At 68.8% G+C, this 25,003-nt stretch carries 21 protein-coding genes and 1 pseudogene; 16 read left to right on the top strand and 6 right to left on the bottom strand.

The annotated features are described in order from the left end of the window. Positions 1–131: 131 nt before the first annotated feature. On the top strand, positions 132–983 hold the full coding sequence (locus tag OHT77_RS43670; RefSeq protein WP_328833928.1) for an SCO6745 family protein: 852 nt from the start codon (positions 132–134) through the stop codon (positions 981–983). Positions 984–1,011: 28 nt separating this feature from the next. Here OHT77_RS43670 and OHT77_RS43665 read toward each other — a convergent pair whose 3' ends face one another. Next, positions 1,012–1,203, bottom strand: a complete 192-nt coding sequence (locus OHT77_RS43665; protein WP_328833927.1) for a hypothetical protein — start codon at positions 1,201–1,203, stop codon at positions 1,012–1,014. On the opposite strand from OHT77_RS43665, the gene OHT77_RS43660 reads away from it, so the two are divergent. From OHT77_RS43660 to OHT77_RS43645, 4 genes are all read left to right on the top strand, one after another. Next, positions 1,159–2,859, top strand: coding sequence for an MFS transporter (locus OHT77_RS43660; protein ID WP_443048189.1), 1,701 nt, complete (start codon positions 1,159–1,161; stop codon positions 2,857–2,859). The two genes, OHT77_RS43665 and OHT77_RS43660, sit on opposite strands and share 45 nt — an antisense overlap. A 296-nt stretch (positions 2,860–3,155) precedes the next feature. Further along, complete coding sequence (locus OHT77_RS43655) at positions 3,156–4,211, top strand: C40 family peptidase (RefSeq protein ID WP_328833926.1); 1,056 nt, start codon at positions 3,156–3,158, stop codon at positions 4,209–4,211. Between the two features lie 4 nt (positions 4,212–4,215). Beyond that, complete coding sequence (locus OHT77_RS43650) at positions 4,216–5,127, top strand: hypothetical protein (RefSeq protein ID WP_328833925.1); 912 nt, start codon at positions 4,216–4,218, stop codon at positions 5,125–5,127. 216 nt (positions 5,128–5,343) lie between these two features. Beyond that, entirely contained in the window at positions 5,344–7,074 is a 1,731-nt protein-coding gene (locus OHT77_RS43645) for a ricin-type beta-trefoil lectin domain protein (protein WP_328833924.1), read from the top strand. Between the two features lie 65 nt (positions 7,075–7,139). On the opposite strand, the gene OHT77_RS43640 is transcribed toward OHT77_RS43645, so the two are convergent. Then, a complete protein-coding gene (locus OHT77_RS43640) occupies positions 7,140–7,529 on the bottom strand; it encodes a VOC family protein (protein ID WP_328833923.1) in 390 nt (129 codons plus the stop codon). 234 nt (positions 7,530–7,763) lie between these two features. On the opposite strand from OHT77_RS43640, the gene OHT77_RS43635 reads away from it, so the two are divergent. The 5 genes and pseudogenes from OHT77_RS43635 (at position 7,764) to OHT77_RS43615 (ending at position 11,661) form a co-directional block, all read left to right on the top strand. Continuing rightward, complete coding sequence (locus OHT77_RS43635; protein WP_328833922.1) at positions 7,764–8,240, top strand: hypothetical protein; 477 nt, start codon at positions 7,764–7,766, stop codon at positions 8,238–8,240. Between the two features lie 260 nt (positions 8,241–8,500). Further along, a complete protein-coding gene (locus OHT77_RS43630) occupies positions 8,501–9,337 on the top strand; it encodes an alpha/beta fold hydrolase (RefSeq protein ID WP_328833921.1) in 837 nt (278 codons plus the stop codon). Positions 9,338–9,400: 63 nt separating this feature from the next. Then, positions 9,401–9,988: a TetR/AcrR family transcriptional regulator gene (locus tag OHT77_RS43625; protein WP_328833920.1), complete on the top strand. Its 588-nt coding sequence runs from the start codon at positions 9,401–9,403 to the stop codon at positions 9,986–9,988. 153 nt (positions 9,989–10,141) lie between these two features. After that, positions 10,142–10,831, top strand: coding sequence for a type 1 glutamine amidotransferase domain-containing protein (locus tag OHT77_RS43620; RefSeq protein WP_328833919.1), 690 nt, complete (start codon positions 10,142–10,144; stop codon positions 10,829–10,831). A gap of 163 nt (positions 10,832–10,994) precedes the next feature. Then, positions 10,995–11,661 (top strand): annotated as a pseudogene (locus tag OHT77_RS43615) (nitroreductase). Positions 11,662–11,734: 73 nt separating this feature from the next. Here OHT77_RS43615 and OHT77_RS43610 read toward each other — a convergent pair. Continuing rightward, positions 11,735–14,509: a lectin gene (locus OHT77_RS43610; RefSeq protein WP_328833918.1), complete on the bottom strand. Its 2,775-nt coding sequence runs from the start codon at positions 14,507–14,509 to the stop codon at positions 11,735–11,737. 830 nt (positions 14,510–15,339) lie between these two features. On the opposite strand from OHT77_RS43610, the gene OHT77_RS43605 reads away from it, so the two are divergent. After that, positions 15,340–17,022, top strand: a complete 1,683-nt coding sequence (locus OHT77_RS43605) for an eCIS core domain-containing protein (RefSeq protein WP_328833917.1) — start codon at positions 15,340–15,342, stop codon at positions 17,020–17,022. A gap of 403 nt (positions 17,023–17,425) precedes the next feature. On the opposite strand, the gene OHT77_RS43600 is transcribed toward OHT77_RS43605, so the two are convergent. Further along, positions 17,426–18,058 carry a phosphatase PAP2 family protein gene (locus OHT77_RS43600; protein ID WP_328833916.1) on the bottom strand — a complete coding sequence of 211 codons (633 nt, stop codon included), beginning with the start codon at positions 18,056–18,058 and terminating at the stop codon, positions 17,426–17,428. After that, complete coding sequence (locus OHT77_RS43595; RefSeq protein ID WP_328833915.1) at positions 18,051–19,445, bottom strand: diacylglycerol/lipid kinase family protein; 1,395 nt, start codon at positions 19,443–19,445, stop codon at positions 18,051–18,053. Before OHT77_RS43595 ends, OHT77_RS43600 begins: the two co-directional genes overlap by 8 nt. Before the next feature lie 394 nt (positions 19,446–19,839). On the opposite strand from OHT77_RS43595, the gene OHT77_RS43590 reads away from it, so the two are divergent. The 4 genes from OHT77_RS43590 (at position 19,840) to OHT77_RS43570 (ending at position 23,041) form a co-directional block, all read left to right on the top strand. Further along, positions 19,840–20,634 carry an FkbM family methyltransferase gene (locus OHT77_RS43590; protein WP_328833914.1) on the top strand — a complete coding sequence of 265 codons (795 nt, stop codon included), beginning with the start codon at positions 19,840–19,842 and terminating at the stop codon, positions 20,632–20,634. Positions 20,635–21,216: 582 nt separating this feature from the next. Then, positions 21,217–21,597: an STAS domain-containing protein gene (locus tag OHT77_RS43580; protein ID WP_328833913.1), complete on the top strand. Its 381-nt coding sequence runs from the start codon at positions 21,217–21,219 to the stop codon at positions 21,595–21,597. Between the two features lie 212 nt (positions 21,598–21,809). Continuing rightward, positions 21,810–22,361, top strand: coding sequence for a SigE family RNA polymerase sigma factor (locus OHT77_RS43575; RefSeq protein ID WP_328833912.1), 552 nt, complete (start codon positions 21,810–21,812; stop codon positions 22,359–22,361). Beyond that, positions 22,358–23,041: a SecDF P1 head subdomain-containing protein gene (locus OHT77_RS43570; RefSeq protein WP_328833911.1), complete on the top strand. Its 684-nt coding sequence runs from the start codon at positions 22,358–22,360 to the stop codon at positions 23,039–23,041. Before OHT77_RS43575 ends, OHT77_RS43570 begins: the two co-directional genes overlap by 4 nt. A gap of 103 nt (positions 23,042–23,144) precedes the next feature. Here the strand turns inward: OHT77_RS43570 and OHT77_RS43565 are convergent, their stop codons facing one another. Further along, complete coding sequence (locus tag OHT77_RS43565) at positions 23,145–24,056, bottom strand: SDR family oxidoreductase (RefSeq protein ID WP_328833910.1); 912 nt, start codon at positions 24,054–24,056, stop codon at positions 23,145–23,147. Positions 24,057–24,182: 126 nt separating this feature from the next. Between OHT77_RS43565 and OHT77_RS43560 the strand changes: the two genes are divergently transcribed. Continuing rightward, positions 24,183–24,746, top strand: a complete 564-nt coding sequence (locus OHT77_RS43560; RefSeq protein ID WP_328833909.1) for a TetR family transcriptional regulator — start codon at positions 24,183–24,185, stop codon at positions 24,744–24,746. Positions 24,747–25,003 lie beyond the last annotated feature (257 nt).

The following is a 25,003-nucleotide window of genomic DNA, read 5'->3' as shown; positions in this document are numbered from 1 at the left end:
CTCGTCCCCACCCTCACCCAGCGACCACCCCACTCACGCGCTCCCCTCCGATCACCGATGAGTTTCGCTGTCCCGCACGGTCCAAGTCGATGCACCGAACAAGTCGGCACACCGAACAAAGGGACATCCCCATGAGCACGACGCACCTGCAACCGACGACCCACGTCGCCCGCCGCATGTTCGAGCTCCTGGAGCCGATCTGCCTGGTCACCTTCACCGCCGACGAGTGCAACGAGGAACTGGCCGCACTCGGCCACCGCACCTACTGGGACGGCTACTTCGCCAGCCGCGCCGCGCCCCTGGGCCGGGTGCCTGCCCACGTCGTGCACGCGGCCTTCTACAACTTCGCCGACGGGGAAGTCGCGCGGCACATCCCCAGCGCCTGGGAAACGATCCCTCCCGCCGCGTCCGTCGCCGCGCGGGAGCGGGGCAGCGCGGCCTCTCTGCGGCGCATCCTCGGTGAGGAGCTGGCCGGCTCCCCGGGCCTGGTGCGCGCCGCGGACCTGACCACCAAGGCCGCGATCAGCGCCCCCACCGAAGGCCGGGTGATGTACGCCGGCATGCGCACCCTCGACGTTCCCGGCGACCCTGTCGCCCGGCTGTGGCACTCCGCGACCATGCTGCGCGAACACCGCGGTGACGGACACATCGCCGCGCTCCTCGGCGCGCACATCGGTGGCACGGAAGCCCACGTGCTCTCCGCTCTGGAGATGAACATCCACCCAGCGGAGTCGTTCGGACGCATCCACCACCTGCCCAAGGAACGTCTGGCCACGGTCATGGACGGCCTGCGCGAACGCGGACTCATCGACGCCGAGGGCCACTTCACGAGCACCGGCCGCGCGACGAAACAGCGCATCGAGGCCCTCACCGACGAACTCGCCGCCCCGCCCTACAACGCCCTCTCCCCCGCCGAACTCGACGAGCTGATCACCGAACTCCAGCCCATCACCGCGACCCTGGTGGCCACGGGCTCGCAGTGACGCCCGGAAGCCGACGGCGGCCCCGCCCTCAAGGACGTTCGGTGCCCTCCCGGAACTGCTCGAAGGCGATGCCCTCGCCCGCCACCGTCCGGCCGGTCGGGGTGGCGCGGTCGGCACATGTCGAACCCCGCGTCACCGCCCCACCCCGGGGGCCCGTGATCGTCCTGCGGATGCGATGCCCGGCGAAGCGGCTGAGAATGGACGGGTGAGTGGCACTCATGCGGCACGGGGCGCAGCCGCTGAACCGGCGCCCAGGACCCCGAACCAGACGCTGACCCTCGCGGCCATGCTCTTCGCGGTGTCGATGACGTTCATCGATCAGACGATCGTCTCCATCGCGGCTCCGGACATCGTCAACGAACTGGGCCTGACCGCCTCGGGCATGCAGTGGGTGGTGAACGCCTACCTCCTGTCACTGGCGGCGTTCTTCGCCCTCGGCGGGCGGCTGGCGGATCTCTTCGGGCCACGCCGGGTCGTCATCATCGGCACCCTCGTCTTCGTCATCTCCTCCGTGCTCTGCGGCTGCGTACCCAAAGGCGACTTCGCCCAGACCTGGCTGATCATCTTCCGCGCGACGCAGGGCCTGGGAGCGGCACTCCTGTTCCCGGCGGCCCTGGCCGTCGTAGTAGCTGTCTTTCCGGTGGAGCGGCGCGGCCGGGCCCTGGCCCTGTTCTTCGGCCTGTCCGGGGCTCTGACGGCCCTCGGACCGCTGCTGGGCGGCTGGCTCACGTCCTGGACCTGGCGGGCGATCTTCTGGGTGAACGTGCCCGTCGCCGTCGTGGCCCTCGTCCTGACGATGATGGCGCACGTCCAGAACCGGCGCCGCGACGAGTCGCTGGACGTCGTCGGCGCCGTACTCATCGCGGTCGGCATGGGTGTGAGTGTGCTCGGTTTCCAGCAGGCGGCGACCTGGGGCTGGGACAGCGCGGCGACCTGGGCCTGCATCGCGGGCGGTCTGGCGGTGCTCGCTCTGTTCTGGCGCTACGAGCGGGGCAGGCGGCACCCGCTGGTCAACCTCGCGGTGTTCCGTGACAAGGCCTTCACCGTGGACGTGCTCGTGCTGTTCTTCGCCATGCTGGCCTTCGTCCCGGTGTTCTTCTTCGCCTCGGTCTACGCCCAGGTTTCGCTGAGCGCCTCCCCCAACCAGGCCGCGTTGTATCTCCTGTACTTCTTCGCCGGCTTCGCGATCGCCTCCCAGTGGGGCGGACGGATGCTGGACAAACAGGGAGCCCGGGGGCCGATGAGGATCGGCACTGCCCTGGGCGCCGTCGGGTTCGCCCTGTGGGCCAACAAGCTGACCGATCTGTCGATGCACGACCAGTGGCCCTACGTGGCCCTCGCCGGCGCCGGCATCGGCTTCATCCTGGCGCCCGCATCCACGGACGCCGTCAACCGGGCGATCGGTGCCTCCTACGGGGAGGTCACCGGCATCACCCAGACCGTGCGCAACTACGCGGCGAGTGTCGGCCTGGCCGTCCTCGGGACGATCCTCACCCACCAGACGACCCAGAACGTCGTGTCGACCCTCACCTCCCGCGGGGTGTCGTCGGGCACCGCGAACGGCGTGGCGAAGGACATCGCCGAGGCGGTCACGGGCAATGGAGACGCCCGCCAGCCCACCGGCAGCGGGCCTGCCGCGAGTGCCGCGCGCGACGCGATGTCGAGCGTGCGGATGGACTTCGCCGAGGCCAACCAGTGGGTGCTCTACGGCATGGCCATCGCCCTGGGCATCGGCTACCTCGTCTCGCTGCGCCACCCCGGCGGCAAGGGCACCCCGGCGATCACGGAAGGCGAGACCGCGGCGGCCCCGACCGCTCCGGCGTCCCCCGCCGCTCCGGCGACCCCGTCCGGAAGCGGGCACCGGACCCGGGCCTGAAGCGCAGCGCCTCGGCCGGGGCACACCCCGGCCAGGTGTTGGTCGTATCCCCGAAGATCAGCACGGCACACCCCGCAGCGTGACCGGCCTTTCCCCATCAGGCCCTGTCGACGCGGCAAGTGGTGCTGCCGGGAACCCAGTTGACACGCCGAGGAGGGATGCCGCCGTCTGTGGTGCGAGGGGCGCACGGTACTGTGTTCAAGTCTCGAACACTTCTCCGCACGTTCTGCGCGGGTGACATGAAGGACGTGTCGCCCGTCCGAGCCGCCCCGCACACGACCTCTGAAAGTGACTTGATGAACGTGTCGACCGGCGGCAGACGGCCATGGAGCCGGGCCCGGTTAGCCGCCCTCGTCTGTGTGATCGCCCTGTTGCCCACCCCCGGTTACGCGGCGCCGGCAGCACCCGACCCGCAGGACGACAAGTCGATCGAGGGCATCCGTACCGAGTTGAACGGCCTGTACCGCGAGGCGGAGATAGCCACCGAGGCGTACAACACGGCGGACGTGAAGGCGGCCGGGCAGACGAAGCGGCTGGTCGCGCTGCGCAAGGACCTGGCGCGGTCCGAGGACCGGGTGCGCGACCTGCGCAACCTCGCGGGCGCAGCCGCTCGCACCCAGTACCGCGGCGGCAACCTCGCTTCCACGGGTATCCAGTTGCTGCTGGGCGACCACCCGGACCAGGCCCTCGACGAGGCGTCCCAGGCGCGCCAGGCCCTGCGGAGTCTGGCCACCGTGTCCGACAGCGAGAAGAACGCCCGCGACAAGGTGAGCCAGCAGACGGATGCGGCCGCGAAGAAGCTGCGCGAGCTGAAGATCAGTCGTGCGGCCAAGGCTGCGGCGAAGCAGAAGATCGAGCAGAGGATAGCCCGGGCCGAGCAGATCGAGGACGGCCTGCAACGGGACCAGGCGCGCAGACTCGCCCAGTTGGACAACGCCGCGGAGCAGAAGGCCAAGTCCCGCTGGACCGGCGGGAATTCCGGCAGTGACACGAAGGCGACCGGTGCGGCGGAGCGGGCCGTCAACTTCGCGATGGCACAGATGGGCAAGCCGTACGTGTGGGGAGCGGTCGGTCCTTCGTCGTACGACTGCTCGGGCCTCACGTCCACCGCGTGGGCGGCGGCCGGGCACCCCATCCCCCGTACCTCGCAGGCGCAATGGCAGGGTCTACGGCATGTCAGCCTGGCGTCGGCGCAACCCGGGGACCTGATCATCTACTTCAACGACGCCACTCACGTCGGCATGTACATCGGCCAGGGGCGGATCGTGCACGCACCGAGGCCGGGACGTTCGGTCACGGTGGCGCCCGCCGCCTCGATGCCCATCCTCGGCGTGGTCCGACCCGGAGCCTGAGCAGATGAACCAGTCACCGACCCCCCGCAACGACGCGAACCTGCCGGTACTCAACGCGCCGCCGCTGATCCGGCTCGACGCGTTCGTGGCCGAGGACGGCTCGACGGTGGTCAACGGCCATCTGCTGGAGATGGGCGGTGTGCAGCAGCCCAACGAGGCGATCCTGGACGCCATCGCCATGTTCGCCCGCACCTTGGGTGCCCCGGTGGCGGCCACCGTCATCGACCGTACGGTGATGCAGGTGGCGCGCCTGCGGGTGCACCCCGACGGGTCGAGCCGCACGATCGCCGAGGACGAGGACCTGCCGCCGGGACGCGAGCGCACCGCCGCGGAGGAGGAGGCCTTTCCGCCGCTCGCCCGGGTCGAGCGGATCATCCGGCACGCCCAACGCGAGGAACTGCACGCCGCGTTCGTCCTCGCCAGCGCGCTGCGCGAACACCTCACCCTGCGCAGGGGCGCGGAGGACGAACTCGCCCTGGAGGCACGGGCGATCGAGGCGTACCTCGCCTTCCAACGGGGCGACTACGCCCTCTCCACCGTCCTCGCGCTGACCGTGGCACGCATCCGCTGCCGCACGGACCTCGCGCTGGCCGCGCCGGAGGTGGCCCGCGCCACCGCGGCGTGGCAGCGGCTGCTGGACGAGAGTCAAGTGGCCACCCGGGGAGCGGAGTTGCTGCACATGTGGGAGCGCCTCGCCGAGGAGGGCGTACCCCTGGAGCCGGCTCACCAGGCCATGGCCCGCGCCGTCCGCAACCGCCTGGAACAACGCGACCTGCACCAGCACAGCCAGGCACGGCCGGCCCTTCCTCCAGGACAGGAACCGATCGCCCCCGAGGACAAGCCCCTCAAGCCCACCCGCCGCGGCCTGCGACGGTTCACCCGCCGAGCCGGACGGCCCACGCAACCGTCGTCGTAGACCGGCGAGTTGGTCGCACGGTGAACAGTCTTGACGGTATTGGTCTGGTCCAATAACGTCTGCCCCGCACAGAACCCCACACAGCTCAACACCCCCCATCGTCACCTGAGTTGATGAGAGCCCGCTCACCTACTCCGGGCCTGCCTGTCGACGGAGCCAGTCCGAGGCGGCACAGCAAACAAGCGCGATCCTGTTTGTTCTTCGGAGGTAAGACAGATGCAATTACTCTCTGCAAGATCACGGCGCGGCGGATGGAAGAGCGCGCTGACGCTGATCCCCGTCGTCGTGGCGACCGTGGCCGCCACCTTGACCGCGACGGCGCCCGCCGCTCAGGCGGCGGTCCCCCCGGCGCCGTCGGGCTTCTCCCTCACATGGAGCGACGACTTCAACGGTGCGTCCGGCACCGGCATCGACCAGAGCCTGTGGAAGTACGACACCGGACCGGGCAGCAATTTCGGCACCGGTGAGATCGAGACCATGACCAGCAGCACCTCGAACGTCTACTACGACGGTCAGGGCCACCTGGTGCTCCAGGCCCTGCACTCCGGTTCCGACGCGCGCAGCGGATGGACCTCCGGCCGCGTGGAGACCCAGTCGGCGGGCTTCGGCGCACCGGCCGGCGGCGTCGTGCGTATCGAGTCCGTCCTCCAGCAGCCCAACGTCACCACCGCCAACGGCGCGGGTTACTGGCCGGCGTTCTGGATGCTCGGCGCGCCACTGCGGGACGGCGTGACCTGGCCGAAGTCCGGCGAGGTCGACATCATGGAGGACATCAACGGCCGCAGTTCCGTCTTCAGCACCCTGCACTGCGGCGTGAACCCTGGCGGACCCTGCAACGAGTCGACGGGCATCGGCTCGGGTGAACGCGCCTGCTCCGGCTGCCAGACCGGCTTCCACGACTACGCGGCGGAGATCGACCGCTCGGTGTCACCGGAGCAGATCAGGTTCTACCTCGACGGGAACAACTTCTTCACCGTCAACGCGACCCAGGTGGACGCGACGACCTGGGCCGACGCGGTCGACCATCCCTTCTTCATCATCTACGACCTCGCGATCGGCGGCGGTTTCCCTGACGCCTTCGGAGGGGGTCCGAACGCGGCCACGGTCTCCGGCGGGAAACTGGTCGTCGACTCGGTGGCCGTCTACAACAAGGCGCCCGGCTCCGGAGGCGGCGGCGGTTCGGTGACCGGCCAGACGATCACCGGCCCCGGCGGCAAGTGCGTGGACGTGTCAGGTGACGACACCGGCGGGGACGGCACCGCGGTGCAGTTGTGGGACTGCCAGTCAGGGGCCAAGGACCAGCACTGGACCTGGAGCGGCCAGACCCTGCAGACCCTCGGCAAGTGCCTGGACATCGCCGGCGGGAACAGCGCCGCGGGGACGAAGCTGCAGCTCGCCACGTGCAACAGCGGCGGCTACCAGAACTGGGTGCGGCAGACCGACGGCTCGCTCCGCAATCCGACCAGCGGCCGGTGCATCGACTCGCCGTCGGGCGCCACCGCCAACGGGACCCGCCTCCAGATCTGGGACTGCAACAGTGCCGACGCCCAGAAGTTCGCCATCGGCACCCCGATCTACGGACCGGGCGGCAAGTGCGTCGACGTGGCGGGTGACGACACCGGCGGCGACGGCACGGCCGTACAGCTGTGGGACTGCCAGCAGTCCACCTCGCTCGACCAGAAGTGGACCTGGAGCGGCCAGACCCTGCGCACGCTGGGCAAGTGCCTGGACATCGCGGGCGGCGTGAACGCGAACGGCACAAAGCTCCAGCTCGCCACGTGCAACGGCGGCGGCTACCAGAACTGGGTGGTCGACGCCGACGGCTCGATGTCCAACCCGACCACCGGCCGGTGCGTCGACTCACCATCGGGCGCCACCGCCAACGGCACCCGCCTCGAGATCTGGGACTGCAACACCTCCGGCGCCCAGAAGTTCTCCCTGGCCTGAGGATCGTCCCCCTCCCCGCGGGGAGGGGGATTCCTTCCCTGCCGGTAGCCGCGGAAGGTCGACCATCAGCCGAGGTAGTCCGCGCGCCCTTCGTCGTCGAGTTCGAAGGGACCCTCGGGGATGACGCAGAACTCATTGCCCTCAGGGTCCGCCATCACCAGGAACCCGCCGTCGGCGTACTGCTCCAGCCTGCGACCGCCGAGCATCTCGACCCGCTGCTGCTCGGCAGCGGGATCGGGAGAGGTGATGTCGAAGTGCATCCGGTTCTTGCCCGACTTGGGGTCCTCGCTCCGCTGAAAACCCAGCCCCAGGCCGCCCTCCCGCCGCAGCCAGACATACGGGCCCATACGGGCCACGACCGGCCTGCCGAGCAGCTCGGACCAGAACGCGGCGAGCCGCTCGGGGTCCGTGGCATCGACGATGAGGGCATTGATCTGCACAGGTGACTCCGCCATGCCCCGATCCTCTCAAGCGGGCCCAACCCGCTCAGCAGCAGGAGACGTTCACGAGCGAGCCCACAGTCGGCCAGATCTCAACTATGCCGTTCCGTGTCGTCGGCGTATCAATGGGGATCGTACGTTCCGACGGACCGTCAGATTCGATCCCCCGCAGTGTGCCCGCACCCACTCGGCCCGGGGTCGCCATCCCACACATGGCACTCCCACCAATGGGAAGGGAACACGATCCCCATGAAGAGATTAACCACCGGTGCGGCACTCGCGACCGGCGTCATCGCAGCCACGACGCTGGCCCTCGCGCCCACCGCTTCGGCCGCCGTCACCCCGAGCTCCGCGAGCATCACCGCCTCCTGCGGGATCTTCGGCGGCGGCGCGGCCACGCTGACCGCGACGCAGACCAGCAGCACCTCGGCGACCATCACCCTCAGTTCCACGGCCATCACCACACCGCTCGCCCTGTCGGCGAACTCCATCAGCTCGACGCTCACCATGTCGAACTCCACGGGCGCCAGCCGGGTCTTCAGCGGCACCGTGAACCCGGCCATACCCGCGGGCGGTTCGGTCACCGTCGGGCCGCTTCCCGGCACCGTGGCCGTCGGCGACAAGCTGGACTTCTACAAGGGCTCGCTGAAGATGGTCATCTTCGGCATCTCCGTCACCTGCACGTCGAGCGCGGCCCAGTCCCCCGGACCCTTCGTCTTCAGCTGAGCCTGCCGTGAGTGAGTGACCCGTTCCGGATGCCGCAGGAACCGACTGATGACAATCAGTCACGTTCCTGCGGCATCTCCGCTGTCGGCCACCGGCCGCGCGATTCCGCCGAGCGCCGGCCACCACGTGCGCGGCTTCCTGTGATCCCTCCGGCTACGAGGGAACACATTGACGGCCCGAGTAGACCGGTCGTATAGTCCTCGACATCGGGACGTCGGCGCGAACCGGCGCCCCCACAACTCCCCGAAGGAGCAGGCATCATGGGACGCATCAAGGTCGGCACGGAGAACAGCACCGACATCGAACTGCACTACGAGGACAAGGGATCGGGCCGGCCCGTCGTGCTGATCCACGGCTACCCGCTGGATGGCACCTCCTGGGAGGGACAGATCCCGCCGCTGCTGGCGGCCGGCAACCGGGTCATCACCTACGACCGGCGCGGCTTCGGCAAATCCAGCCAGCCCGCGACCGGTTACGACTACGACACCTTCGCCTCCGACCTCAACACCCTCATGGAGACCCTCGACCTGCACGACGCGGTCCTGGTCGGGTTCTCCATGGGCACCGGCGAAGTGGCCCGCTACCTGTCCACATACGGTTCGGCCCGCGTCGGCAAGGCCGTCTTCCTGGCCTCGCTGGAGCCGTTCCTCGCGATCACGGACGACAATCCGGACGGCGCCGCCCCGCTCTCCTTCTTCCAGGGCGTCTCCGACGCGGTGGCCAAGGACCGCTACGCCTTCTTCACCGGCTTCTACGACGACTTCTTCAACCTCGACGAGAACCTCGGCACCCGGGTCAGCGAGGAAGCCGTACGCAACGCGTGGAACGTGGCGACCGGCGCCGGTGCGATCGCCTCGGCCGCCGCGCCCCTGAGCTGGCCCACCGACTTCCGCGCCGACATCCCCCGCATCGACGTCCCGACACTGATCGTGCACGGGACCGCCGACCGTACGCTGCCCATCGACGCCACCGGACGGCGCTTCGCCAAGGCGCTGCCCAGCGCGCGGTACGCCGAGATCGAGGGCGCCCCCCACGGCCTTCTCACCACCCACACCGCCGAGGTCAACGACGTCCTCCTCGACTTCCTCGGCGACTGACCACAGTCCACAGAACGCTGACCCTCGTTAGACGACCGGTCTATTCAGCGATAGGGTGGCAGCATGCCAGTCACTCAGGGCGACACCCGCCGCAGCATCCTCGACACGGCCCAGCGGATCATGTCCCGCAAGGGTTTCGCCGCGGTGGGGATCAACGAGGTCCTGTCCGCGGCCGGGGTGCCCAAGGGGTCCTTCTACCACTACTTCGACTCCAAGGACGCCTTCGGCGAGGCGATGATGCATTCCTACTTCACGGACTACCTCGCCGACATGGACCGCATCCTCGCCGAGCCGGGCGCGACCTCGGCGCAGCGGTTGCTGAACTACTGGCAGAGCTGGCGCGACACACAGAGCGTCGACGAGTGCCAGGGCAAGTGCCTGGCCGTGAAGCTCGGCGCCGAGGTCGCCGACCTGTCCGAGTCCATGCGCCTCGCGCTGAAGGACGGCACCACCGCCATAGTCGACCGCCTGGAACGCACGATCGCCGCCGGCGTCGAGGACGGCTCCCTCTCGGTCGACGACGGGGCCCGCACCACGGCACAGGTCCTCTACGACATGTGGCTCGGGGCCAGCGTCATGGCCAAGATCCACCGGGACATATCCGCCTTGGACACCGCGATGACCGCCACCCGCCGACTCCTGCACCTGTAATCCTCCGGGCCGCACCCCCGGCGCCGGGCATCGCACCCCACGCACCACCCATCGGATCACACCGCGACCATGCGGCAGATTCCGCTACACATCCAGAGACGACCGGTCTACTGATACAAGACGACCGGTACACCACGCGAAGGAGCAGCACTCATGAAGGTCCTCATCGTCCTCACCTCGCACGACGAACTCGGCGACACCGGCAGGAAGACCGGCTTCTGGCTGGAGGAACTGGCCGCTCCCTACTACCGCTTCAAGGACGCCGGCATCGACCTCGTGCTCGCCTCCCCCAAGGGCGGTCAGCCTCCGTTGGACCCCAAGAGCAACGAGCCGGCCAGCCAGACCGACGAGACCCGGCGCTTCGAGGCTGACCCCGAGGCCATGGACGCCCTCGCCCACACCGTCCGCCTCGACTCCGTCTCCCCCGACGACTTCGACACCGTCTTCTACCCCGGCGGCCACGGCCCGCTGTGGGACCTGGCCGAGGACCCCACCTCGATCCGGCTGATCGAGACCACCCTGCGCGCCGGCAAGCCGCTCGCCCTGGTCTGCCACGCCCCGGGTGTCCTGCGGCACGCGGTGAACGAGGACGGCACGCCGCTGGTGCGCGGCAAGAAGGTCACCGGATTCACCAACAGCGAGGAAGAGGGCGTCCAGTTGACCAAGGTGGTTCCCTTCCTGGTCGAGGACGAACTCGTCCGCCTCGGCGGCGACTACTCCAAGGGCGCCGACTGGGCACCGTACGTCCTGCGGGACGGCCTGCTCATCACCGGCCAGAACCCCGCCTCCTCCGGCCCGACCGCCGACGCCCTCATCGAACTCGTCACCAAGACCGGCGCGTAAGCGCCCCCGTCATCCCACCGCACAAACGGCCCTACGCCCCTGCCGGACCGGACGCCCACACGACTCCGGCCCGGCAGGCCCACCCCAACTGTCCAGGCTGTCCCGGTCTGCTGACCGCTGCATACGGTGGAAAGAGGCCCGGTTGGAATGAGAGGACGAAGACGTGGATGTGTATGAGGCCGTGGACAGTCGCCGGGCCGTGCGGGCGTTCAGCGATGATCCGGTACCCAGGGATGTGCTCGAACGAGTGCTGAATGCGGCGACGCGGGCTCCGTCCAGCGGAAACCTCCAGCCGTGGCATCTGTACGTCGTGACCGGCGAACCCCTGGCTGAACTGAAGAGGCGCGCGACCGGCAGGGCACTGGCGGGAGACCCGGGTGACGAGCGGGAGTATCCGATGTACCCGGACGAACTGACCTCGCCGTATCTGGACCGCTTCTCCACGGCGGCGGCCCAGCGGTACGAAGCCCTGGGGATTGAGCGCGACGACCCCGCCAGGCCCGTGAAAATCGCCGCCTTGAACTCGGAGGCGTTCGGGGCACCGGTCGTACTGTTCTGCTACCTCGACCGGACGATGGGGCCCGGGCAGTGGGGGGGACGCGGGGATGTATCTGCAGACGGTCATGCTGTTACTGCGGGCGGAAGGGCTGCACAGCTGCCCCCAGGTGATGTGGACCATGTACCGCAAGACCGTCAGCCGAACCGTCAAAGCCGATGACGAACTCGTGCTGTTCTGCGGCATCTCAGTGGGATACGAGAAGGAAGGCGTGCCTCGGCTGCGTACCGGACGGGCGCACATGACGGAAACGGTGAACTTCATCGGAGTGTGACCGCTGGCGGCCAAGGCTCATGGGCGTCACGATCCGGGGCGCCCGGTGCTGCCGGGCGCCCCGGATCTGTGGCTCAGGCCGGCAGTTTCCAGTTCTGGGCTGCCGAGCCGTTGCAGGTGTAGAGCTGGAGTTGGGTGCCGGTCGTCGTCGTGGAGTTGGGGTCGTCCAGGCACAGCTTGGACTGGGGGTTGATCAAGGAGCCGTTGGCGCCCGCGGTCCACTGCTGGGCGCCGCTGCCGTTGCACGTCCAGAGTTGGATCAGCGTGCCGTTGGTGGTTCCGCTGTGGTCGGCGTCCAGGCATTTGCCCAGACTCCGTACCGTTCCGTCGCCGGCGACGATCCAGTCCTGGGCGTAGGTGCTGTTGCAGGTCCAGAGCTGGACGTGACTGCCGTCGGTGGTGGAGGAATTCGCGTCGTCCACGCACAGGTTGGCCGCCACCGCCGAGGTGATGGGGCCGATACGGGGTGAGGCCGGAGCCGTGGTGTCACCGGCGTAGGAGGGCGGAGCGGCGGAAGTGGCCGTCGCCCAGGAGGTGTTGGCGCTCGTGCCGAGCGTGTAGGTCAGCGTACCGCCCGCGGTGATCGCGGACGTGGGGGCGTAGGCGTTGTTCCAGGCGGAGCCGTTCCACGTCGCGGACTGGACGTAGGGGGCGTTGTCGGCGGCGCCGTTCCCGTTGATCGTGAGCGTCTTGCCCGACGGCAGGGTGATCACGGCCTGGGTGAACACCGGGGAGCCCAGGGCGAGATCGGCCGTGCCGGGGGTCTCGGGGAACATGCCGAGCGCGGACCACACGTACCACGCGCTCATCGCGCCGAGGTCGTCGTTGCCGTCGGCGAGCCCGCCGGGGGTGTTCGCCCAGATCTGCTGCTGGATGGCCCGTACGGTGCCCTGGGTCTTGTAGGGCTGCCCGATGTAGTCGTACTCCCACGGCAGTTCGATGCTGGGTTCGTTGCCGACCCACGCGTACCCCTGGTCGCCCGTGTAGCTGCGCAGCACGGTGTCCAGGTAGTGGCTCATCGCCGTGTTGCCGCCCTTGGCGCGCGCCAGGCCGCCGATGTTGAAGGGGATCATCCCGGTGTAGATCCAGGAGTCGGCCTCGACCATGTCGGTGCCGCTGGTGGGGTCGAAGCCGCCGGTCCAGGACCCGTTCGCGTTGCGCGGCTCGACGAAGCCGGAGGCCGGGTTGAGCACGTTGCGCCAGTCCTGGGCGCGATTGGCGTACGTCTTCTGGTTTCCGGTGTCGCCGAGCGCCCCGGCCATCGCGGAGAGCGCGAAGTCGGCGGTGTTGTACTCCAGCGTGGTGGCCACGGGGCCGTAGAAGTTGCAGCAGCCGTAGCTGCCGTCGTGCGGCATGTACCCGGGTGAGTTCAGGTAGTTGAGGCCCGGCCGGTCGTTGTTGGTCGTGCTCGCCTGCTTGACCATGTCGGCGAGGGCCGTATTGGTGTCGAAGTCCCGGGCACCGAAGGCGTAGTAGTCGGCGATGATGCCGTCGGCCGGGTCTCCGACCATCACGTACGACTCGCCGTTGTTCTCGGACCACTTGGGGAAGATCCCGGTCTGGGCGTAGTCGTCGACCATCGACTGTGCGGTGTCCGAAGCTACTTGGGGTGCGACCAGAGCTTCGAGCTGCGCCTGCGAGCGGTAGATGTCCCAGCCGGAGTAGTTGGCGTAGACGGCCTTGTGGCCCGCGTCCACGGTGTGGGTCCTGCCGTCGAAGCCGTAGTACTGGCCGTTGGTGTCGCTGATGACGTTCGGGTGCAGGAGTGAGTGGTAGAGCGCGGTGTAGAAGGTCTGCTGCTGCGCGGCTGTCCCGCCCGCGATCTGTATCTTGCCCAGCGCGCTGTTCCAGGCGTTCTGAGCGGCGGTGCGGGTCGCGTTGAAGTCCCAACCGGTGTTCTCCGCGGCCCGGTTGGCGGTCGCGTTGGCCACCGAGACGTAGGAGACGCCGACCTTGGCCTGCACCACCGGGTTGCTCGTGGTGTTGAAGGTGACGTAGCCGTTCGAGGCGGCGGCCTGCGGCGAGGCGCTGTCCTTGGTGGTCTTCGGGGCCGCGGCGGTCGGCGTCTTTCCGTGCAGCACAGGCTTGTTGGGCTGCTCGGCCGCGTTCTTGGACGCCGTGCGGGGCTTCGCGGGGGTGGCGGCCGACGACTTGGCGACCGAGCTTCCCTGGGACGCGAACGGCTGGTCGAAGACCATGTCGAAGTACACGGTGTACGTGTTCCCCGCGCCGCAGAAGCGCCCGCTGGTGACCTGTCCGCTCACCTCGGTGTTCGACACCTTGGTGAACTGCGTGGACGAGGCGCCGTTCTGACTGCCCGTCAGCTTGAAGATCAGGTTGGCCTGGCTGGTCGAGGGGAAGGTGAAGCGCGCCATCCCGCTGCGGGTCGTGGTGGTCAGTTCGGTGGTCACCTGGTTGTTCAGCGCAACCTTGTACGACCCCGCGGACGCCGATTCGTTGGCGTGCGAGAACGCGTCCGTGGCCCCGGTGTTGACCGCGCCGACCGTGGGCAGCACCGGTACGTCTCCCGCCGCTCCGCAGCCCGGACCGGCGATGTGAGTGAGGCTGAAGCCGGTGATGGACGAGTCGTTGTACTCGTAGCCGCCGCCCGAGGGCCGCGACGTCGTGTCGGGGCTCCACTGCACCATGCCGAACGGCACATCGGCCCCGGGGAAGTCGTTGGCCTCGTTCGACGTGCCGATGAACGGGTTGACCACGGTGGCCGGCGACGCGACGAGCGCCGCCTTTCCGGCCGCCCACGCGGGTGCGCACAGCCCGGCCATGGCCAGCGCCGCGGCCGCGAACAGGCCGATCGCGGCAGTTCCGGGAGGTCTCAACTGTCGTGTCACGGGGGTTTCTCCTCTACTCGGAAGCGGGAGCTGGAGCTGGAGGTCGCGATGGAGATGGAGCTGGGCTGAACCTGGCGGTGACAACGTTGTCTTCCTGCGAGGCGCGTAACTCGCTTGAGCAGCAGTCGAGTTGGACAACGTTGTCGCACCATCGGAGCAAGGCGCCTGGCGATACGAGTCCGCGAGCAGGCCCCTCGGAGTACGGGCGAGAACTGTTCGTGAAGCTAGCTACAGGGCAGGGTCATGTCAACGACTTGCACAAGGGCTCCCGGTTCCGTGCGGCGCGGGCGGACCGGTACACCGGACGCGATGCCACGGCTGCCGACCACCCCAGGGAGGTTGGCAGTTGGTGGTGGAACGGAGTTCTGGGTGGGAACGCGGCTTCCGCCGCCTCCGTGGTGCTACTCCGCGGTCGGCGGCGTCAGAAGCTGCCCAACGGCCGCGTTCCCTGCTGTGCGTTGGAGATGCGCGAGCTGGTTGAGCATGGCGCTTTCGGGTGCGGTGTGCGCAATCCTCCGGCACACGACCGCCCGGGCATTGTCTTCCCCTGGTTCCCCGGGGAATGCCTCCGCTGCCTCGCACCCCGGCTCGTCAGACATCCATCACTTCCTTTCCGCTACGTGAAGCGAGCCAAGTCTGCCTTCCTGGACATTGCCCTGTCGCGTGTCCCCCACCTTTCACCGACGGTGTAAGGAGTCGCGCACCGGGAGGACAACCGCGCGCAGTCGGGTGCAAGCGTGCCCCGAGGTGTGCACCTACGGGCAAGCCCTGCGCGCCCTGGCGGTGATAACTGTGGACGGACAGCGCTGTTGGTACGTGCAGGAGGTCCCGTGCAATCTTTCGACCGCGACCGTTCCCAGGCGGCGGACCACACACGGGGCAGATCCTCCACTCGGCCCGCTGCGGCTCCGCTGACAGGGGCCTGGATCCGGCATCTGCAACGCTTCGCCACGGGCACCGCCGACCGGCAGGAGAGCGATCCCTCCCTCCAGCATGCCCAGGTGCAGCGGGCGGCTGTCGAACGGGCACTCGCGTCTCCGGGCAAGCCGATGGAAAGCGGTCTGCGAAGCGAATTGGAGGGCCGGTTCGGGGGAGCCGACTTCAGCGGAGTGGTCGTTCATGACAACACGGTGGCACGCGAGGCCGCGGCGACGCTGGACGCCAAGGCGTTCGTGAGCGGTCGTCACGTTGTGGACGGCGGCGACATGAACAAGCGCACCTGGGCTCACGAACTGGCTCACTACGAGGAACAACGGAAGGGTTCCGTACCCGGTACGGACAACGGCGCGGGGGTGCGCATCTCCCATCCGAACGACGACGGTGAACGCCGCGCGGACGCGAAGGCCGATCATGTCATGAGCGGTCCGGCTCCCGTGCAACGAGCCACTGACCAGGCGCCGGAGAGGGAGCAGCAGTCGGCGCACGCTGCGCAGGGCGGGTGCGGTGGCGGAGATCATCACGGACACGGTCCAGCCGTACAGCGGTACAAGGTCGTCCGTCCCGGAGAAACGGATTATCCGAAGAAGCAGCCGGACTCGGATTCGTTCTTCGTCTCTCAGGACACCAACGAGAGCGGAAGCTGGTTCGACGAGCGCTCCAAAAATGAACCCCCCAAGCCTCACCTTGTGTATTCGGGGGCGCTCCCGCTCGCCGTGGCGGACTCCTTCGAGCTCGCCGCGCCCTACGCCGGCGGAGGGGTCGAACCAAAGAGTTTCTTCGCCTCCGATTCCCAGATCTCCGCGTCCAATCAACGACTCGGCGGCCACATCATTCTCTCGAAGACCGGCAGGTCTCTGCTCTTCGAAGGCTCCGGCAACGGGAAGACCCTGTGGGAGGTCGAGCCGGAGATGAAGGTGGAAAAAGACGGGCGGAAGCCCAAGGGGCTGGAAGTCGGCACTCCGCAGCGCTGCAACGAGATGGTCGAATTCGTCACGGGGAAAAGCAGCATGAAGTATGCGGTCGACACCCCGTACTGGACCACGGTCGAGAAATTCCTCCAGCGCATGGAGGGAAAGAAGAAGTGGCTCGGTCGCTACCAGAAGGCCATAGAATCGGGCGACGTCGAGCACTTCAACGCGGTCACCTTCAAAATGAGTGACAGGTTCCAGGAGTGGGTCAGGAAGAACCCCAAGAAGGCGGAACAGGTTCTCGCGGAGCTGGAAGTCAACGAGAATGCCGCCATGCCCAGGGTGAACGACGCGATGGCTGTCACTGCCTCGCCGAACGAAGAGCAGGACCGAACCCGCAAGGAGGCCCGAGCAGCGGGAAGGGGCGGCGACTACATGGACTATCACTTCGGCGGTGTCGTCGCTGTCAGCGGAAATGACTACATCACCATGGAGAATTACGCCCGCGAACAGCACGCAGACAGCATGGACACCAAAAGCAAGGACGACCCCCTCTGGTACTTCCGGATGTACGGCAAGCAGTCCAACCAGACCTGGCACGAGCTCTGGGCCGGTTCCAACACAAGTCTCCTCGGCGCGAAACTCACCATCACGCTGCGCGGCTGAGAAGACGTCACCGCAGCTCCGGAGAGGTTCCCGCAACGGGCTGGCTGCTCGCCCCTGTGGCCGTCAAGGCGGTTGTGCGCGAGGCCCTTTGACTCACGATGCGAGCAGTCGCGATGTACGGCCGCCATGTCGTGACGCACCGCCAGGCCGAGCGCGGCCTTCGTGACCGTGCGGCAGGTCGTGGCGAACAGGGCGACGTCCACGCCGTGTTCGAGGCGCGCGGTGCCGGCGAACTTCCGTCCCTGCGGGTGGAGCAGCCCTGTCGACTCCGCGGCGGGCGGGCCTGGGCCGGCCACGTCCCCCCGCGGAGGTCGAGCGCACCGTCGAACTCAGCGGCCCCTGCCCGCGGTACCGCACACTGTGGAACCGCGTGTGGACGCCCAAGCGCCCGGACCACGGACCGTCACCGGTTCGACGTTCCGCGGGTCAGCCACCTGGCGACAGCGTTGCCCGAGCCGGATCGGTCCCAGTGTGCGGCCGTCGCGAGGACGGTGGCAGCGGCGCCCGTTCCTAGTACGGCGCCGGCGATGACGTCGCCCGGGTAGTGCACCCCGGTGTGGACGCGCGAGTAGCCCACGGCGCAGGCCAGCAGGCCGAGCGGGACCGTGACGGCCGGGAACACGGGCCCGACCGCCGCGGCGAAGGCGACGGCGGAGGCCGTGTGGCCGGACGGGAACGAGGCTGATGCGGGCATGGGGACGTGCCGGCCGGGGAAGGGCGAGTCCTCGGCGCGGTGCGGGCGTGGCCGCCGTACCAGACGCTTGCCGAGCAGGTTGGCCGTGGTGGAGGCGACGCCGATCGCCGCGACGCCGAGCACCGCGGCGCGGCGGGAGCGGCCGGGGCGCAGTGCCAGGCCGGCGGCGATCACGAGAGAGATCTTGGAGTGGTCGGCCGCGGCGGACAGCCGGCGCAGTGCCGAGTCGAGGGTGGGTGTGCTGGTGACCGTCACGGCCTCGTAGAGGACCCGGTCGAGGCTGGCGAGATCTCGCAACAGGCCCTGCGGTTCCGGTTGCTGCCGAGGGTGGTGGTCAATCATCGCTCTGCTCCTGGTCCTTGTCGGGTGTGGGGGTTGCTCGGTGGTGGCGCGGCAGGTCGAAGGCGAGGCGTATGACGCGGTACCAGTCGACGGCCGGTGCGACGTACGGTGCCCCGGGACGTTCCCGTGGCACGCGCACCCGCAGCGCGCCGGGTCGTATCGTGCACACGACGGGCGGAGGCAGGAGGAGTGCCTCGCCGTCCACGGCCACCGGGATGGTCTCCTCGTCGGACTCGACGATGACGCTGCGGGACGTCAGGGTCGTGAGACCGCTGGCCCGCTCCCCCAGCAGCGCCAGTTCGGCGGCTTGTACCGCGCCCCCGACCCGGACCGCGATCACCCCGAGCTCGCCCGTGTCGAGCCGTTCCCTGCGGCCGCCGGTCAGGGGGTCGGCCCGTGCGTAGGGGTTGTTGCTGACCAGCACCGCCTGGGGGGCCTCCAGCCGCTCTTCGTCGGTACGGGCACTGAGTGCGGCGCCCGCCTCGCCCACCAGCAGGTCCGGCAGCTGGTCGAGCGCGGTGGCCGCTTTGGCGTCGCGGTAGTCGGGGTTCTGCACGATGTGGGCGTACGTACCGAACGAGGCGGTGTTGACGAACGGCCGGCCGGAGATGTCGCCGAGGTCGACGCGGAGTTCCACACCGTCCGAGAGCGCCTCCAGGCTGCTCACCGGATCGTCCCGGTCCAGGCCGAGGTCCATGGCGAAGTGGTTGCGGGTGCCGGCTGTCACCACCATGAACGGCAGACCGTGCTGGGCGGCCACTCCCGCCACGAGGGCTTGAGTGCCGTCACCGCCGGCCACACCGAGCAGGTCCGCTCCCTCGGCGACGGCCTGCCTGGCCAGTGCCACGGGATCCGGATCCGTGTCGAGGTCGAGCAGGATCACCCGTGCGCCCAGCGCCTCGGCCCGCTCGACGAGTCCGTGCTGCCCGACCTTCCCGCCACCCGACTTCGGATTCATGATGAGCACGGCCCGGCGGGGCGCGCGTACCGTGCGGGTGTGCATGCCGTGCGGCTTGCGCAGCCGGCGCAGGGCACTCCTCGCACAGCCGAGCGCGGCCGTCCACGCCGCGAGGGCGATGACCGCGACCAACCACAGCCCGGACACGGCGTACAGCACCAGGACGCCGACGGGTGCGGTGATCGCCAGCAGGGCACCGAGGAGCCGGGCGAATCCGCGGTGCGCCAAGGCCCACCACAGGCCCGCGGCGGCCAGTCCGAGGCCGACCAGGCCCAGCAGCAGGATGAACCAATGGCCGGTGCCGGCCACCACCGCGGCCACCGCTCCCGCGATGCACAGCAGGGCGAGGCGGGCCAGGGCACGCGCCGCGCCGAGCCCCGTCTCGGGTCCCTGGGTTTCCGTCTCGCGCGTCGTTCGGGTCTCGTTCAATGTCGCTTCCCGGTCATGGCTGGGGCAGACGCCCGCCGACGCGGCGGGCACTTCGTCTGCCCATCACTCCGGCGGTTCCTGTCGGTGTGCATGGGACGGTACGCGGTCTGTCCGGCCTCGTCCTCGACCGAGCGCGGTCGGCTGCGCGGACTCAAGCCGCGAAACCGACAGCGGTGACGTCTCCGTCCGCACCCGCCACCCCGTCTCCTCACGCCCGTCGGTGATCGACTGAGCCCCGCCGACCTGCATCGCAGAGTGGATCAAGCCTACAGGCCGGGTCGCGCGGACCCCGACGGCACCGGATCCGGCTCCGGCTCCGGGACGCGGTCGTAGCGAAGGGTGCGTGCGGGCTGGCTTGTTGGCTCCAAGCCTGATAGATCACCTTGTCATGGCCATGAGTGCGATGGAACTGCACAGCATCAATCGCTGGGAGGCGTCCTTCCTCCGCGAAGAGGTGGACGGCTACTTCGCCCACGGCATCGAGTGCACGCCGGGCGCGACGGTACTCGACGTGGGCGCCAACATCGGTGTGTTCTCGGCCGCCGTCTATGAACGGCTGGACGGAGACGTGCGGATCTACGCCTTCGAGCCGATGCCCGCACTCCACGCGACACTCGATCGCAATGCGCGTGAGTTCTTCGACGGCCGTCTGACCGCGCTCCCCTACGGCTTGGCCTCCCACGACGACGAACTCGATTTCAGCTACATTCCGGCCGCCACGATTTTCTCGTCCTCCTCGCGGGATCAGGGGAACATCGAGGATGAGCGCCGCCGGGTCACCGCCAGCGTTGTCGAAATGATCCGCCAGGGCGGCCTCGGACCGGTCCTGCGCCGCATACCCGCCCCCCTCCTCACGCGTCTCATCGGCCGCAGACTCCGGGTGCTACGACAGCTTGAGACGCACCGAGTGAAGGTCAGGCCCCTGTCATCGGTGCTCGACGAGCTGGGCATCGACCGCGTCGACCTGCTCAAGGTCGACGTGGAAGGCGCCGAACTCGAGGTACTCCGAGGCATCGAGGAACGGCACTGGCCACTGGTCCGCCAGGCCGTCGTCGAGGTGGAGCGCTGGCAGCAGAACCGCGACACGGTCCGCGAGGTCCTCCTCACACACGGCTTCACGGTCCACACCGAGCAGGGCTCGGTGCAGCGGGCCGGCGACATCGGCATGGTGTTCGCCGTCAGGCCCTGACCACCCGCAGCGCGCGGCACTCAAGGCGTTGTCGACGGCTGAGACGAAGAGGGGGATCGGCTCTGATCGCCATGTCCGGGGCGGGAGTTGGGCGTCCGGCCCGCTGCGGATCAGATTTGCTGTGGGACCGCCTGGAGCCGTCGCTGCCGCAGTGCGAGCGCACGTTTGGACATCCGGGCCGAAAGGGGGTGGTCGAGCCGAGGGACGTCCAACTGCTCGACACCAGGCAGCGCGTCATGGTCCGCCAGGCCGGCGTCGAGCGGGAGAAGCGCGCGAAGTTCGTCAAGGCGGGGGGACAATCCCTGCCGCTGCCTCGGACACGATGATGACCCGCCCCTGGGCCTCCAACTCGGCGACCCTCACGGCCGCTTACTCCTCCCCGTCGAACGACGCCACCCACATGTCAAGCACACGCACCGAAAATCCCCCCACCGAGTGAAACCCCCGCACAGAGAATCGCTTTGTCACACAAGAGGCGGCAATCGGCATACGCTCAGAGCCTGTTGCCGCCCCGGCCCCTGGTGGCGAAAGCGTCCCCGCTCCCGAGACATCGGGCAGCCGGGCTCACTCGGGGGAAACGCCGTGCAACAGAGCAGCAGCGCATGGCCCATTGGGCACATCCGCAGCCAACAGGTCGGTGGAACAACCGTCATCGAGTTCCACGGCGAGATCGACATAGCCGCCGCCCAACAGATCCTGCCGGACCTGGACGCGGTAACAGCCGCGCCGGGGCGCACCGTTGTCATCGACCTGGGCCCGGTCGAGTTCTTCGACGTGTACGGGCTACGACTCCTGTGCCACGCCGAGCGACGGGTCACCGAGCGGCACGGATGGCTGCTGCTCGTCTGCCCACATCCGCTGATCCTCAAGATCCTGCGCGCGGGAGACCTCATCGGCCGCTTCACCCCGCTCGCCGCGCTCGAAGAAGCCCTGGCGCTCGCCGACTCGGAAGCCACGGGCTGACGCGCGACCGGAACGAACACGTGCGAACAGGGTGGGGCCGAGCGGAACCGTCGGATCTCGGTGAGTCCGAGTCGCCCGATACGGACCGCCGTCCGGACTCGTCATCACGACGCCGACGGCCGCCGCCGGCGTCGTAGTCGAGAAAGTCGGTTCGACAGGGCAGTCGAATCCCCTTCCGCACCCGTCTTTACGGGGGAACAAGGGAGGGCGCTTTGAACGCCGACGATGAACGCGAGTTCCGCGAGTTCGTGGCGGCGCGGTCGAGATCGCTGCTGCACACGACGTACCTGCTGACCGGGGACTGGGAGCAGGCCCGCGATCTGCTCCAGACCGCGCTCGCGTCCACGGCCCGGCGCTGGTCGCGGCTGCGCGACCGGCAGCAACCCGAGACCTATGTCCGCCGGGTGATCTACCACGCCCAGATAGACCGCTTCCGGCTGCTCAGTTGGGGCAAGGAGACGGTCACCGACACGGTCCCGGATCCGCCCACGCAGGCCGCCGACTGGGCCGACACCGTGGTTCAGCGCCACGACATCATGACCGCGCTGCGGCAACTCCCCAAACGCCAGCGCGCGGTGATCGTGCTCCGTTACTTCGAGGACCTGCCGGACGCCGAGATCGCCGAGATTCTGGGCATCGCTCAGGGCACCGTCCGCAGCCAGACCCACAAGGCCCTGGCCTCCCTCCGTGCCGCCTTCACCGAGACAGGGTCGTCGACCATGGTCTCCCCCTCCCCTGCCTCCGGAAGGAGCACCGGCGCATGAACGACTCGACCGCACATCCCCTGCACGATGCCCTGCACGCCCATGTCGAAAAGGGCGACCCCGACGCCGCCGATCCCTTCCTGGCGGGTCTGGCGGACGACGCGTTGAGGGTGGCCCGGCGACGCCAGCGGCTGGCCCGCTCCGGGGCCGGTGTCCTCGTCGCCGCCGTCATCGCCACCGTCGGGGTCGCTGTCGCTGACGGGGCGACCATGCACGCGCACCCACTGCGGCCCTCCGTAGGGGGCACGGGGAACGCTGAGAAGTCGACCCGGTTCTCACTCCTCCCGGTCACCTCGGTGACGGACCACTCCTGCGCCCCCGGCAGCGACGGCTACACCTTGAACGCGACCACGACCAGCCCGGCAACCTGCGTCCATGTCGACCGCGCGAACGGCATGACCGGCGTCCGAGCCGTCTCTGCGAAGGCCCGCCACAGCGCCGCCGGGTGGGAGGTCGACCTGACCCTCAGCCCCACCGACCGGACCCGCCTCGCGGACCTCACCGACACCCTCGCCACGGCCACCGTCCCGCGCAACGAGATAGCTGTCGTCATCGACGGCAGACTCCAGGGCATCGCCCTCATCGCCGCCCCCCTCACCAACGGCCACTTCGGCATCGCCGGTGACCTCACCAGCGAGACCGCCCACGACCTGGCCCTCCGCATGGGAACCGGCGAGTAGGCCGCGTGGCAGGTAACGCCGTTGGGGCGCCGCGTAGTTGGGTGGTCCGGCTGCCCACGACGAGGCTCGGCCGGCCGTTCACCCCACTGGTGGGCACGGGTGGTCAGGATGCCGGCGCGGTGAAGTAGTCGCCGTACTCCAGGTCTTCGAGGAGCGTGGGGTGGGTGGGCGACCAGCCGAGCAACTCCTGTGTGAAGGAGCTGGAGACGGGCGCGTCGAGGCCGTAGACCCTGGCCATGAACGGGCTGATGAAGTGTCCGGCGGCCTGATCAGGAGTGAGCGCGATCGTCGGCAGGTCGAGTTTCCGGGCGATCGTCTCCGCGATGCTCTTCATGGTGACGCCTGTTTCGGCGACTCCGTGCAGCACGCTGCCCGCAGGAGCGTTCTCCAGGGCCAGGCGGAACAGGACGGCCGCGTCGCGCCGGTGAACGGCCGGCCATCGGTTGGTGCCGTCGCCGACGTAGGCCGAGACGCCGGACTTTCGCGCGGTCCCGATGAGCATGGGGATGAAACCATGGTCCTCGGGACCGTGGACGGTGGGAGCGAGGCGGACCACGGTCGCGCGTACCCCCCGTTCCGCGAAGTCCAAGCAGGCTCGTTCGCCCGCGATACGGAAGCCCGCGATCCCGGACGGCTCGGGCTCGTCCTGCTCGGTGGTCTCCCGGTTTTCCGGCATGACCAGCGTGCCCGAGGTGATGACCAGCGGCTTACCCGAGTTCTCCAGCGGCCGGCCAAGCGCCTCGATGGCGGCCCGGTCGCGCCTCGTCATGTCGTCGAGGTCGGAGAAGTCGCCGCCGTAGGCCATGTGCAGGACGCCGTCGGCGACTTGGGCACCCCTGCGCAGGCTGTCGTGATCGTCCAGGGAGCCGTGGTGCGGCGCAGCGCCCAGCGACTCCAGCAGGTCGGCGGCAGCGGCCGAGCGCGCCAGGCCGGTAACGGTGTGGCCGGCCGAGATGAGTTCGGCGACGACGGTGGGGCCGGTCTGGCCGGAGCCGCCCGTGACAAAAACATGCATGAAAGGCTCTCTCCTTCACGTAACGCCAGTTACTGGCGCTACGTAGCGCCAGGCGGTGACATTACGTAGCGCCAGTGACTGGCGTCAAGTAGTGTCAGTCACTGGCGCATGTGCTAATTTCGGGCCGTGCCACGGAGCGGAGAAGATGCGCGGCGCCGCCTCCAGCAGGCGGCTCTGGAGCTGTACCAAGAACACGGGTTCGACCGGACCACCACGGCTCAGATCGCGGCCCGGGCCGGTGTCAACGAGCGCACCTTCTTCCGGCACTTCCCGGACAAGCGCGAGGTGCTCTTCGCCGGCGAAGCCGACCTGCGGGCCGCGCTCGTGCAGGAAGTCGCCGACGCCCCCGACGGGCTCCAACCTCTCGACGTACTGCTCTGCGCGTTCCGCAAGGCCGGACGGATCCTTGAGGACAACCGCCCGTTCTCCGAACCACGGCTCGAGATCATCGCCAGGACACCGGCACTTCGCGAGCGCGACCTGGCCAAGGGCGCATCGCTCACCGAGGCGTTGGCGCAGGCGCTACGGGAGCGTGACGTGCCCGCGCGTCTGGCCGACCTGGCCGCCCAGACGGGCTGGGCCACCTTCCACCACGCGGCCCAGGCCTGGATCGACGACGCATCGCGGAAACTGGACGCGCACCTCCTCCAGGCCTTCGACGATCTGCGAGCCCTCTCCGCGACTGCCTGAATGATCCGTTCCATGGAGGCAGGGCCATGGGGCGATCAGCGAGCGCGGGGCCAGCCGCCCCATGCAGCCGTTGCTCCAGATCGCGGTGGTCAGCGCGGGGATGCGCCGCCTGGGCGGGTGCGGACGGAGAGGGCACGGGCCGGGAGGAGGCTGGCGGGGTCACCTGGCCGCCAAGGTGAAGTCGTGTCGTGCGTGCTCTGCACCATCAGCAGTGAGACCAGTCGGGTGTCCACGAGCTGCGGGGCGATCCCCGATGC

The sequence above is a fragment of the Streptomyces sp. NBC_00252 genome (assembly GCF_036187565.1).
In the GTDB taxonomy this organism is placed as follows: Bacteria; Actinomycetota; Actinomycetes; order Streptomycetales; family Streptomycetaceae; genus Streptomyces.
The sequence above is the reverse complement of the archived record's forward strand: the minus strand, read 5'-3'. Positions and strand labels throughout refer to the sequence as shown.